The organism is Xanthomonas sp. LMC-A-07 (assembly GCF_030208825.1).
Taxonomy (GTDB): Bacteria; Pseudomonadota; Gammaproteobacteria; order Xanthomonadales; family Xanthomonadaceae; genus Xanthomonas; species Xanthomonas campestris.
On sequence record NZ_JARVTF010000011.1, the window covers coordinates 100651 to 114121 of the forward strand.

At 62.4% G+C, this 13471-nt stretch carries 8 protein-coding genes; 5 read left to right on the top strand and 3 right to left on the bottom strand.

All coding sequences use genetic code 11. The annotated features are described in order from the left end of the window. Window positions 1-27 precede the first annotated feature (27 nt). Both QRM89_RS11910 and QRM89_RS11915 read left to right on the top strand, forming a co-directional pair. Window positions 28-195: a DUF5668 domain-containing protein gene (locus QRM89_RS11910; RefSeq protein ID WP_011037698.1), complete on the top strand. Its 168-nt coding sequence runs from the start codon at window positions 28-30 to the stop codon at window positions 193-195. Between the two features lie 369 nt (window positions 196-564). Further along, window positions 565-750, top strand: a complete 186-nt coding sequence (locus QRM89_RS11915; RefSeq protein WP_285448086.1) for a DUF5668 domain-containing protein — start codon at window positions 565-567, stop codon at window positions 748-750. Window positions 751-776: 26 nt separating this feature from the next. Here the strand turns inward: QRM89_RS11915 and dcd are convergent, their stop codons facing one another. Together dcd and apbC are read right to left on the bottom strand one after the other, a co-directional pair. Further along, window positions 777-1346, bottom strand: a complete 570-nt coding sequence (dcd, locus tag QRM89_RS11920; protein ID WP_010366727.1) for a dCTP deaminase — start codon at window positions 1344-1346, stop codon at window positions 777-779. Between the two features lie 91 nt (window positions 1347-1437). Further along, complete coding sequence (gene apbC / locus QRM89_RS11925) at window positions 1438-2289, bottom strand: iron-sulfur cluster carrier protein ApbC (RefSeq protein ID WP_285448087.1); 852 nt, start codon at window positions 2287-2289, stop codon at window positions 1438-1440. Window positions 2290-2609: 320 nt separating this feature from the next. Here apbC and QRM89_RS11930 point away from each other — a divergent pair, with 320 nt between their 5' ends. Further along, the gene (locus QRM89_RS11930) at window positions 2610-5600 is read left to right on the top strand and encodes a TonB-dependent receptor (RefSeq protein ID WP_285448088.1); all 2991 of its coding nucleotides are present in this window, start codon (window positions 2610-2612) and stop codon (window positions 5598-5600) included. Window positions 5601-5962: 362 nt separating this feature from the next. After that, window positions 5963-9022: a TonB-dependent receptor gene (locus QRM89_RS11935; protein WP_285448089.1), complete on the top strand. Its 3060-nt coding sequence runs from the start codon at window positions 5963-5965 to the stop codon at window positions 9020-9022. A 106-nt stretch (window positions 9023-9128) separates the two neighbouring features. Here QRM89_RS11935 and QRM89_RS11940 read toward each other — a convergent pair whose 3' ends face one another. Next, entirely contained in the window at window positions 9129-10724 is a 1596-nt protein-coding gene (locus tag QRM89_RS11940; protein ID WP_285448090.1) for an NAD(P)/FAD-dependent oxidoreductase, read from the bottom strand. Between the two features lie 344 nt (window positions 10725-11068). On the opposite strand from QRM89_RS11940, the gene QRM89_RS11945 reads away from it, so the two are divergent. Continuing rightward, on the top strand, window positions 11069-13168 hold the full coding sequence (locus tag QRM89_RS11945) for a M13-type metalloendopeptidase (RefSeq protein WP_285448222.1): 2100 nt from the start codon (window positions 11069-11071) through the stop codon (window positions 13166-13168). Window positions 13169-13471: the final 303 nt, after the last annotated feature.

A 13471-nucleotide genomic window follows, 5' to 3' on the forward strand; every position in this document is an offset into this window, starting at 1 on the left:
CGCCCGTTCGCCAACCTGCCCTCTCGCATGAAATCCAATGTCGTCGCCGCACTGATCCTGATCCTTGTGGGCCTGCTGTTTCTGGCCAACAACCTGGGCTGGACCAATCTCAGCCTGGGCAAGCTGATCGCCACCTGGTGGCCGGCTGCGCTGGTCGCTTGCGGCGTGGGGATGTTGTTCGGGCGGGGCAAGTAGGTTGGGCCGGGATTGGGGAGTTGGGATTGGGGATTCGTAACAGCGGTGCCTCCGCGCCGATGACTCGCGTCGCAGTTCAGCCGGGTGGAAACAGCCCCCTCTTCTCGGGAGAAGGGAGCCCGAAGGGGGGCGGATAAGGGGGCCGCGCGCATTCGATGACGCGTTCTGATCCACCACTATGCTTCTGAGGTACGGCGTCTACTACATCGCCGCTGCACTAATCCCGCGCGTTTTGATGATCAGTTGCGATCACTGCGCATTCGGCAGCAGCCCGACATGACGACTGTCACCCGCAACTGTTGACTTCCGGCACCTGATTGGCGGGGCAGTCGCGCGCAGCATGGCCTCACACCTACCGAGGACATCGCCATGCGCTACCTCCTGATTCCTGCACTGTTTCTGATCACGCTGGGCAGCTTATTCCTGCTGGATAACCTCGGGCTGGCCCGTTTCGATCTTGGCAACCTGGTTTCAACCTGGTGGCCAGCGTTGCTGATCGCCGCTGGCGTGCGCCAACTGCTGCGCTACCGGCAGCGCACGGCCGTGACCTGCTGAGGCAGGGTCACGGCCGCACCACTGCATCACGTGCGCGGCAGGGTCACGCCGGTCTGGCCCTGGTACTTGCCGCCACGGTCCTTGTACGAGGTTTCGCACACCTCATCGGACTGGAAAAACAGCATTTGCGCCACGCCTTCGTTGGCGTAGATGCGTGCCGGCAGCGGCGTGGTGTTGCTGAATTCCAACGTGACGTGGCCTTCCCATTCCGGCTCCAGCGGCGTCACGTTGACGATGATGCCGCAGCGCGCATAGGTGCTTTTGCCCAGGCACACCACCAGCGTGTCGCGCGGAATGCGGAAGTATTCGACCGTGCGTGCCAGCGCAAAACTGTTCGGCGGAATGATGCAGACGTCCGACTCGATATCGACGAAGCTGCCCGGGTCGAAATGCTTCGGGTCGACGATCGTCGAGTTGATGTTGGTGAAGATCTTGAACTCGCGCGAGCAGCGCACGTCGTAGCCGTAGCTGGAGGTGCCGAAGCTGACGATGCGCTGGCCGGCGGCGTCGTGCTTGATCTGGCCGGGTTCGAACGGCTCGATCATGGCGTGCTGTTCGGCCATGCGCTTGATCCAGCGGTCGCTCTTGATGCTCATGCGGTGTTCCTTAAGACGGAAGGCGGCGGGCCGAGCGGCCCGCGCGAAGGGCGGCAAAGTCTAGCGTGCGACGTCACCGCCCGCTTGGCGATTACAACAGCGAGGCAGAAATCGGGATGCTGGCGCGCGGGCGCTTGCCCAGCTCTTCCGACAGCCGCGCAGCGGCCGCCAGATAGGCCTGCGCGGCTGCCGATTCCGGCGCGGCGATCACGATCGGCTGGCCCGCATCGCCCTGCTCGCGGATGCCGATATCCAGCGGCAGCGACCCCAGCAGCGGCACGCCGTACTGCGCGGCCATGCGCTCGCCGCCGCCTTCGCCGAACAGATGTTCGCGATGCCCGCAGTTGGAGCAGGTGTGCACCGCCATGTTCTCGACGATGCCCAGCACCGGCACTTCGACCTTTTCGAACATCCTCAAGGCCTTGCGCGCATCCAGCGTGGCGATGTCCTGCGGCGTGGTAACGATCACCGCACCGGCCACCGGGATCTTCTGCGACAAGGTGAGCTGGATGTCGCCGGTGCCTGGCGGTAGATCGATCAGCAGGTAATCCAGGTCGTCCCACAGCGTGTCGTTGAACAGCTGGGTCAACGCCGAGGTGGCCATCGGGCCGCGCCAGATCATCGGTGTGTCCTGATCGACCAGCAGCCCGATCGACATCGCCTCGATGCCGAACGCGCGCAATGGCTCGATCGACTTGTTGTCCGGGCTGTCGGGCTTGCCGCTCAACCCCAGCATCGCCGGCACGCTCGGCCCGTAGATGTCCGCGTCGAGCACACCAACCCGCGCGCCCTGCTGGTGGAGCGCCAGCGCCAGATTGACCGCAGTAGTGGACTTGCCCACCCCGCCCTTACCCGAACCCACCGCAATCACGTTGCGGATGCGCGCGTGCGGCGCGAGGGCGCCCTGCACCGCGTGCGCGGCGATCCTGCGCTCGGTACTCATGCGCGGCGCCTCGGCTGCGCAGTTGGCGCTGCGCGTGTGATTTTTCTGCTCATTGCCTTACCCAACTGAAGTCGACGACGCCCAGCGGCAACAACGGCCGGCGCGATCCGCCATGGACCGCCAAGTGTACGGCGCAGCCGCTGTTGCTTGAGCGATTTGTGGTGCCTTGCCCTGCTGAGCCGGCTGCCTCATCCATGTCAACGCTCGACATATTTCACAAAGGTGGACACACGATTAAGGAATTGTTACGTTCGAAAATCAGTTCAGCCGGCGCTCAGCGAGCGCGGCCGTCGCATCAACCCAGCGAGGATCCGCAAGGCATGTCGAGTCGTTCTCTGCACCGTACCCGTCGTCACCGTTTGAGCGCGGCGCTGCTCGCCGTGCTGGTCGTTCCCGCAGGCCAGGCGCTTGCGCAGTCCGAAAATGGCGTTGCCCCGGACACCACCGATCTGGACAAGGTGACCGTCACCGGCTCGCGCATCGCGCGTACCGGCTTTGTCACCCCCTCGCCGGTCACCGCGATCACCGCCGAAGAAATCCGCGCCACCGGTGCCACCACCATCAGCGACCTGATGGCACGCATGCCGGCGTTGGCGCCGAGCTACACGCTGGGCAACTCCACCCGCTTCATCGGCACCGCGGGCCTGGGCCTGCTCGACCTGCGCGGCATGGGTGTGGATCGCACGCTGGTGCTGGTCAACGGCCGTCGCCATGTGGGTTCCAGCCCGGGCTCCACCGCGGTCGACGTCAACACCATTCCGGTGGAATGGGTCGAGCGCGTGGAAGTCATTACCGGCGGCGCCTCGGCGGTGTACGGCGCTGACGCGGTGGCGGGCGTGGTGAATTTCATCCTCAAGAAATCGTTCACCGGCTTTGAAACCCGCGCGCAAACCGGCCTGGCCGACGAAGGCAACTACAACCGCTCCTTCGCCAGTTTCTCGGCAGGCACCGACTTTGCCGGTGGGCGCGGCAACATCGCCGTTTCCGGCGAATACAGCAAGCAGGACCGCTTTGGCCGCGGCAACCGCGCCATCGGCCGCGAGTACCTGGTGACGGTGCCCAACCCTGCCTACGACCCCACCCGTCCGCCAAGCGAACGCAATCCGCAGAACGTGCTCAGCGGCCCCGGTGGTAACCATTCCACCAGCTATGGCGGCACCTTCAACCTGGGCACCTTCGATTTCCGCAACCCGGCCAGCTACGGCAACCGCTACCTGTTCAATGAAGACGGCACGTTCCGCCGTAATCGTTATGACGGCACCGTGGTGAGCAACACCTCGTGCGTGGATTGCGACTTTGCCGACCTCAACGCCGTGGCCGATTTGCAGCCCGGTTTCGATCGCAAGAGCGTCAACACGATGGTCAACTTCGAGCTCAGCGAGAATCATCGCCTGTTCTTCGAAGGCAAGTACAGCGAGACCGATTCGGAATTCTTCGGCCAGCCCGCCTTCGACAGCTCGCTACGCGTGCGTCGGCAAAACCCGTATGTCAGTCCCGAACTGGGTGCGCTGATGGATTCACGCGGTGCCACGCAGATCCTGATGAATCGCTTCAACGTCGATGCCGGTCGGCGCGGCGAAAACATCGAACGCAAGACCTACCGTGCAGTGCTCGGCGCCGAAGGCAACTTCACCGACAACTGGACCTACGACGTGTCGGCCAACTACGGCAAGACCACGGTTGACCGCCAGAACCTCAACAACCGCATCAACGAGCGCTGGCAGGCCGGTATCGATGCGGCACGTGATGCCAGCGGCAATATCGTGTGCCGTACCACGCTCGATCCCACCGCCATTAACCCCAACACCAATCGCGTGTATTCGGCGCTGGCCCGCGAAGGCTGCGTGCCCTTCAGCGTGTTCGGCAACGGCGCGGTGAGCCCGGAAGCAGCAGCATGGTTCAACACCACCGCCCGCTCGCAAGCCAAGATCCAGCAGACGGTCTTCAGCGCCTCGGTGGCCAACAGCAACCTGCTGTCGCTGCCGGCCGGTGACATCGGCATCGCCGGTGGCGTGGAATACCGCAAGGAACAGAGCGAAGAAATCACCGATCCGCTGGCCGCATCGGGCGTGACCTTCCTCAACGCCATCCCGAACAGCGGCGGCGAGTACACCGTGCGGGAAGTGTTCGTGGAGAGCACCATTCCGCTGCTGGCGGGTTTGCCCGGCGTGGATCGGCTCGCACTGGATCTGGCCGGCCGCTATTCGGACTACAGCAGCATCGGCTCGACCAAGACCTGGAACATCGGCCTGGACTGGACCATCATCCCGTCGCTGCGTCTGCGCGGCACGCTGGCCCAGGCGGTGCGCGCGCCCAGCATCGGTGAGCTGTACGACTCGCAGAGCGAAAACTTCGCCACCATCAACGACCCCTGCAATTACCTCTCCAGCAACAGCAATCGTCCCGGCACCGCCGGCGATGTGGCGCTACGCCAGGCTAATTGCAGCGCCTTGGGCGTTCCGGTGGGCTGGATCGATACCTACACCGCCAACCGCCCCGGCGTGAGCGGCGGCAATCCGGAGTTGAAGCCGGAGCGCGCGCGCAGCCTGTCGTACGGGCTGGTGTGGCAGCCGGAGTTCTTCGAAGGATTCGGCATGTCGGTTGACTACTGGCGCATCGACCTGCAGGACGCGATTGGCTCGGTGACGGCCGAAACCAATGCCACGCGTTGCGTGGACAACCCGGGCGGCATCAACAACAGCTTCTGCGGCTTCGTGCAGCGCGCACCGCTGGGTGGCTTCACCGACCCGCAAGGCCGGATCTATCCCGAACACAGCGTCATCGGGTGGCAGGCGCTCAACGAAAATCTGGCGCGTTCGCGTCGTGTCGGCGTGGATCTGGAAATGGACTACCGCTTCCAGCTGGGCGAAGGCAACACCGTGTTGCGCCTGGTCGGCACGCGCCTGATCCAGTCGCGCGAGTGGGTGTTCCAGGATTTCCCGGAAGAGTACGACGAGTACGTGACCTACGTGACCGACCCGCGCTGGCGCGCGCAGTTCCAGACCAAGTACAACTGGAACGAATGGCGCGCCTCGTGGGACATGAACTACGTGGACGGCAACCTGCGCGTGACCCCGGAGAGCTACAACAGCAACCCGGGCTCGGCCAGCCCGATCCGCAACGGCTCGTACACGTACCACAACTTCCAGTTCGGCTATCAGTTCCCCGGCTCGAAGATCGATGTGTATCTCGGCATCGACAACGCCTTCGACAAGGACCCGCCGCGTAACTACTTCGGTTCGGACTTTACTTCCGCGCTGTACGACAACGTGGGCCGGTTCTTCTACCTGGGGACGACTGTGAAGTTCTAAGTGCTGGCATCAGCCGAAGCACTGGAGGGCCCCGCTTGTCGCGGCCTTTTTAGTTTCTTTCGAAACCTATTGAAGCGCTTATTCGTTTTTATTGAAACCAATAGATGATGGATTTCACATTAATCGGCTGTTATCTGAAGACATTACGAATATGAATTCCCAGACGCCAATCGTCATGCATTGTGCGAACTGGCACCAAATTGTGCTGACTTCCGCACTTTCAATGCGGATATCGGTCATTTCATTAATGAACCGTTGATAGCTATTGCAACGGCGGGCGCAGATTCATTACGTTCGGGTTAAGGCCATCTGACTCTTCGGTGACCGCCACTTCTCCCGATTCCCCAGTTCAAAGGTCAGGAATGAGCAATCAATTTCGTCGCCAGGTCCTCAAGCGCACCGCTCTCGCTGTCGTGCTCGGTGCGTGCCTAGCCAACGGCGCGGTGTATGCGCAGAGCACCACCGGCAGCATCTACGGCAGCGCCCCCAGCGAAGCCGGCAGCACCATCGTTGTGCAAAGCGATACCGGCCTCAGCCGCACCATCACCGTCGATGCGAATGGCCGTTACAACCTCGGCTCGCTGCCTGTCGGTGCCTATACCGTTACCCTGAAGCGCGGCGATCAGGTCGTCGATACCCGCAAGAACGTGCAGTTGCGCGTCGGTTCCGGCACAGAAGTGTCGTTTGCGGATGCCGGCAGCTCAAGTAATGCCGACGCCACGACGCTCGGCGCGATCACGGTGACCGCCGCCAATGCGCCGAAGATCGATGTCAGCTCTACCACATCGCGTTCGGTGATTACTTCCGAACAGCTGGCGACCCTGCCGTTGGGACGGAGTGCGGAAGCGATCGCATTGCTCGCTCCCGGCGCAGTGTCGGGCGCTGGTGCATTCAATAACGGTTCCCGCTCGGTGGTGTCGTTCGGCGGCTCGGGCGTCACCGAAAATGCCTATTACATCAATGGCTTCAATGTCAGCAATCCATTCAGCAATCTCGGCGGCGTTAGCTTGCCATACGGTGCGATCGACCAGCAGGAAACCTACACCGGTGGTTACAGCGCAAAATACGGTCGCTCGACTGGCGGCGTGATCAATCAGCTCGGTAAGCGCGGCACCAACGAGTGGCATTTCGGTGTCCAGTCTGTCTGGGAACCCGACTCGCTGGCGAGTTCGCGGGGCGATGTGTGGTTTCCGAATGCCACGCTGCCTGCTGGATACGACTACGACACACCTGATCAGCCGGGCACGCTGTATCGGGCTGGAAAGGACAACACGCAGACGCGTACCGTCTACAGCGCTTACGCGGGCGGCCCTCTGATCGAAGATCGCCTGTTTATCTTTGTGGCAGGCGAGTCCGAAAAGGTTGACGGCGTCAGCACCAATGCGAGCAGTGACTCCATCCAGGCCCGCAACAACTACGAGTACAGCACGCCGAAGTTCTACGGAAAATTGGACTGGAATATCAACGACAACAACATCGTTGAGTACACCCGAATTCAGAACACTGACCGGCGCAGTGGTGCCTACACCAGCTTCGACTACGACGGCCTAGTCCGTGGTGGCCCGACCGGGACGTTCCCCGACACATTTAAAATCAAAGACACCTACGACATCTTCAAGTACACCGGCTACATTACCGATGACTTGACCTTGAACGCGACCTGGGGCCGCAGCACGCAGCACAATCAGCAGTTCAATCCCTTCGTTTCTGACTTGCCGTTCCTCGGAAGTGTGACGAGCCAGAATCCGGCAATTACCGGTGGCACGCCAATTCGCAACAATCAGGCGACCAATCGGGCGAAGGCTGACGATCCAATCAACAAGACCCGCAGCCTGAGGCTGGAGCTGAACTATCGGCTGGGCGACCACGACCTGACCGCAGGCGTGGATAACATGTACTTCAACGCCTATGACGAAGGCGTCCGCACCACGGGCCCTGGCTACCAGTGGATATACGGACGAGCGGCCGATGAGCAGACCGCCGTGCGGCCCGGTCTCGGGGTCGGTGCCACGGGGCCTGGGTCGGACGGTTACTACGCACAGCAGCGCATTTTCACGACCACAACCAGCATGGCCGTTGAGCAAAAGGCGTATTACCTTGAGGATCGTTGGCAGGTCAACGACAAGTGGCTGTTAACACTCGGTATCCGTAACGACCAGTTCACCAACTACAACAGTGATCATGTCGAATATGTCGACAGTGGCGACCAGTGGGCGCCCCGTTTTGGCGCAAGCTGGGATGTCTTTGGCGATTCCTCTCTGAAGGTGTTTGCCAATCTGGGTCGTTATTATCTTGCCCTTCCCAACAGCGTTGCAGTTCGTGGTGCCTCGGCTTCGACCTATACAGATGAGTACTTCACCTATACGGGCATCGACGCCAATGGCGAACCAACCGGCCTAGCGCCCATCGGTCCCGGCCCGGTCTCCTCCAATGGCGAATACGGGCAGGCACCTGATCCGAATGCCTTCGCGCCCACCGACCTGAAGTCGCAATACCAGGACGAATTCATCCTTGGCTTCGAGAAGACCTTGGGCGAAAGCTGGAACTCGGGCGCCAAGTTCACATATCGCAAGCTGCAGAGCGCGATCGACGACGTCTGCGACACCGCGAGGATTGCCGACAAGCTCGTCGCCACGGGTGGAAATCCAGATGCAGTCGATATTCCTGGCTGCGTCATGTTCAATCCCGGGAAAACCAACACCTATAGCTTGGCTAATGCCGACGGCTCCGGCTACACGCAGGTGCAAATGTCGCAGCAGGACTGGGGTTTCACCGATAAGGCCAAGCGTAGTTATGTCTCGGTCGACCTGTTCCTGGAACACCCGTTCGACGAAAAATGGTATGGCCGCGTCGATTACACCTGGTCGCACAGCTACGGCAACACCGAAGGTCAGGTGAAGTCGGATCTTGGTCAGGCGGACGTGTCCAAGACACAGGACTGGGATGCTGCAGCACTGATGTATTACGCCGGTGGAAGCCTCGCCAATGATCGTCGCCACCAACTCAAGGCCTTTGGTGCTTATCAGATCAGCCCGGAGTGGATGGCATCGGCAACGCTGCGCGTGATGTCCGGTACGCCAAGAACATGCCTTGGGTACTTTGAGAATGGGCAGGATCCGATCAGCTATGGCTCCGCCTATCATTACTGCGGCGGTCAGCCTTCCAATCCTGGCGACGCAGGCCGCACGCCCTGGATCAAGAATGTGGATCTTGGCGTGACCTATCGTCCGTCGTTTGCAGACCACAAGCTGGCCGTTGGTCTACAGATCTTCAATGTGTTGAACGATCGCAGCGCGAACCGTGTTGATGGCGTCTATGAGACCGACCCGGGCCTTGTATCCAATACGTATGGCATCGGTTTGCAGGACTACAGCTACAACACGCCGCGCTACCTGCGTCTCTCCGCGTCTTACGACTTCTGATAGCGCAACAAACCCGGAGCGTCATCGACGCTCCGGGCAGTTGAGACCTCTCCAAGGCTCCGGTTTCCGGAGCCTTCTTTTTTTGGGGTGCTGCAACTCGCAACTATCAATGCCCCAAAATCACCCGCGCCGCATTATGCCCAGGCGCTCCCGTCACCCCACCGCCGGGATGCGTGCCCGATCCACACAGGTAGAGCCCGGGGACGGCGCCGCGGTAGCCGCCCTGCCCCAACATCGGGCGTGCGGAAAACAGCTGATTGAGATTGAGTGCGCCGTGGAAGATATCGCCGCCAACCAGGCCGAAGATGCGTTCCAGGTCGAGCGGAGACAGCACCTGGCGGCCGAGCACCGATGCGGCGAATCCCGGTGCGTACTGCTCCACCGTGGCGATCATCAGATCGGCCACTTCCTCACGGTGGTCATCCCAGTGCCGCCCGTCCGGCAACACCGGGGCCACGTGCTGACAGAACAGGCTGGCCACATGCTGGCCGGCAGGCGCCAGACTGGCATCCAGGGTGCTGGGAATCAGTAATTCCACCACCGGCGCGCGCGACCAGCCGAACGCGCGCGCGTCCTGCCAGGCACGGTCCATGTAGTCCAGGCTGGGCGCGAGAATGATGCCGGCGGTGAGGTGGTCGCCTGCCCCCGGCAATGCGCTGAAATCGGGGAGGCGCGCGAGCGCCACATTCATCCGGAACGTGCCTGATCCGCAGCGGTAATGCGCCATGCGTTCGCGGGTGGGCGTTGGCACATCCTGCGGCTGCATCAGGCGCTCATACAGCAGCTTTGGGTTGACGTTGGCCACCACTACACGCGCGCGCAGTGTTTCGCCGCCGGTGGTGACGACGCCCACCGCACGCCCTTGCTCCACCAGCACCTGGGCGACCGCACAGCCCGTGCGGATCTGTGCACCCGCTGCGCGCGCGCTGGCCGCCATGGCTTGGGTGATCGCGCCCATGCCGCCGATGGCGTGGCCCCAGGCGCCTTTGACGCCGTTGCTCTGCCCGAACACGTGATGCAACAACACGTACGCCGTGCCTGGCGCGTAAGGGCTGGCGTAGTTGCCGACAATGCCATCGAAGCCGAAGAGCGCCTTGATCGGCGCGCTTTCGAACCAGCGATCCAGATAATCGGCTGCGGAAATGGTGAACAGGTCGAGCAGGTCCTGCCGCAACGCGAGCGGTAATTCCTTTAGCTGCAGCCCCACCTTGCCGGCGCGCCACAGCTGCGGCAGCGCGCGCAGCCACCCCCCCTCGGTGACATCGGGCGGTGGCTCTAAAGCCAACGCACGCAAGACATCGGCCAGCTGTTCCAGGCGCGCCTCGTAAGCTGGCAGTGCAGCGGCGTCGCGTGCGGAAAATTTGGCTACTTCCACCGCGGTTCGGCCCGCGCCGGCCAACAGATACTCGCCATTGGGCAGCGGCAGGAAGTTGTTGATACGGCGCGCAACCACCTGCAAACCGTGCTGCTCCAGGGCGAGATCGGCAATGACCTTGGGCTGCAGCAACGAGACCGTGTAGGACGCCACCGAGTTGCGAAATCCGGGATGAAATTCTTCGGTGACGGCTGCCCCGCCAACGACATCGCGCGCCTCCAGTACCAACACGCGTTTGCCCGCCTTGGCCAGGTAGGCGGCGCACACCAGGCCGTTGTGGCCGGCGCCGATGATCAGTGCATCCAGCGGTGCGGAAGCGGTAGGCATGCGCGTGTATATAGCACCGTGCGCGCAGCTGGACCATTCAGGCGCTCATCGCGATCAAGGGTGCCACCAGGTCACCGCACGCGACGGTCAGGCCAATGAGCACCAATACGCGCCCACGCCACAACGCAGAACCAAACCACCGGACGCCGGCCGTGCATCGCCTTGCGCACGAGGGCTGCCCCCGGTCACGAAGGGCCAGCCCCTCTGGCCATGCCCCACCCATGACCTTCGACACCATGCGTGCTGTCATACAGAAAGGTAGAGTGCCGCCACGGCTCCGCTGTGACGGGGCTTCCCAATTGACTGTTGCTCCTGGAGCCTTTGTGATTCGTACCCCTCATCTATTGACGCTGTCCCTGGCCGTCGCCGCCGCGCTGAGCGGCTGCAAGAAGCCCGAAGACGCCGCACCGGCCACCGCGCCTGATGCCGCTGCCAGCGCGGCCGCCGCACCCAAGACGCTGACCCTGGACCAGAGCAAGCTGCCGGCGGTGAATCAGTTCACTGCTGCCGATCTGGACCCCAACGGCAACGCCTGCACCGATCTGAATGCCTACGCCAATGCCAAGTTCCTGGCCGCCAACCCGGTGCCGGGCGACCGCACCAGCTGGGGCGCGTTCGAAATGCTCGACGAGCGCTCCAACGCGATCCAGCAGCAGCTGGCCGAACAGGCCGCTGCAGACACCGGTGCCACCGGCGTCGAAAAGATCGTCGGCGACCTGTGGTCCACCGGTATGGACGAAGCCAAGATCAACGCCCAGGGCATCGAGCCGCTGAAGCCGGACCTGGCCGCCATCGACGCCATCAGCGACCAGGCCAAGCTGGTTGACTATCTGCGCAGCAGCGCGGCCAAGGGCAACAACGAGCTCTTCAGCTTCGGCGCGGAAGCGGACTTCAAGAAGTCCAGCCAGAACATCGCCTATGCGATGCAGGGTGGCCTGGGTCTGCCGGACCCGGAGTACTACACCAGCGCCGGCAACAAGGCCAAGCTGGACGCCTACCAGGCGCACGTCGCCAAGGTGTTGGAACTGTCTGGCGTTGCCGCCGCCGATGCCACCGCGCAGGCCAAGCAGGTCGTCGCGTTCGAAACCCGCCTGGCCAAGGTCTCCAAGACCAGCACGCAGATGTCGCGCGATGCCTCGCTCGCCTATAACCCGATCTCGCCGGCCGATGCCGACAAGCTGACCCCGAACTGGTCGTGGACCGAGTTCTTCAAGTCGCAGGGCGTGGCCACGCCGGAGATGTTCTCGCTGGCAATCCCAGCCTTCCATCAGGAAGTGAGCAAGATGATCGCCGACACCGACCCGGCCATCTGGCGCGCCTACCTGCGCTTCCACACCGTCGACGGTGCCTCGCCGTACCTGAGCCAGCCGTTCGTGGATGAGAGCTTCGCGTTCTACAACAAGACCATGCGCGGCCAGAAGGAAATCAAGCCGCGCTGGAAGCGCGTGCTGGCCACCATCAACAGCCAGGCCGGCGAAACGCTGGGCCAGATGTACGTCAAGGTCGCCTTCCCGGGCGATTCCAAGGCCAAGATGGAAACCCTGGTGACCAACCTGCGTACCGCACTGAAGGCGCGCATCGAAAAGCTCGACTGGATGAGCCCGGAGACCAAGACCAAGGCGATCGCCAAGTGGGAAAGCTTCACGCCCAAGATCGGCTACCCGGAAAAGTGGCGTGAATGGAACGGCCTGAGCACCAGCCGTGACAGCTACCTGGGCAACGTGATGGCGGCATCCGAGTTCAACTACAAGTGGAACCTGTCCAAGATCGGCAAGCCGGTGGACAAGACCGAATGGGGCATGAGCCCGCAGACCGTCAACGCCTACTACAACCCGCTGCAGAACGAGATCGTGTTCCCGGCCGCCATCCTGCAGCCGCCGTTCTTCGACCCGAATGCACCGGAGGAAATGAACTACGGTGGCATCGGTGCGGTGATCGGGCATGAGATGACCCACGGCTACGACGACCAGGGCAGCCGCTTCGGTGCCGATGGCAACTTCATCGCCGATCCGGGTTGGTGGACGCAGAAGGATCTGGACGCGTTCAAGGCACGCACCGGCAAGCTGGTGGCGCAGTTCGACAGCTACCGCACGCCGGCAGGCGACAAGGTCAAGGGCGACCTGACCCTGGGCGAGAACATCGCCGACCTGGGCGGCCTCAACACCGCCTATGACGCGATGAAGACCGCCACTGCCGGCAAGGACGACCCCAAGAGCGACGGCATCACCCGCGACCAGCGCTTCTTCCTCAACTGGGCCACGGTGTGGCGCCGTAACTTCACCCCGGAAGAATTGGTAGTGCGCCTGAAGACCGACCCGCACGCGCCGGCCAACTTCCGCGCCATCGGCGCGCCGTCGAACATGCCGGCATTTGCCGCCGCGTTCTCGTGCAAGGCGGGCGATGCGATGGTGCGTCAGGGCGATCAGCAGGTTGTGATCTGGTAATCGTGCGACAGTGTTAAGAGAAAGCGGCGATCTTCGGGTCGCCGCTTTTTTTGTGCGTGCTGTGGCGCCGTTGGCGGGCGTGCAACCTCGTTATTCCGCGCTGGCAGTGCAAATGCCTCAATTGAAAGTCGGCACGTCACTTCGGCAACCAATCTCGCTGCAACGCTCTCGGGAGTGCTTTACCAGGCACGCTCAAGACAAGCGCTTGTACAGCACTGACATTGATTGCCATTGCAGCATCCAGTCACTGGATGCGCTTCGTGAACCGCTATCGCCCGACCAAGCTCAACAAACCTCAATCCC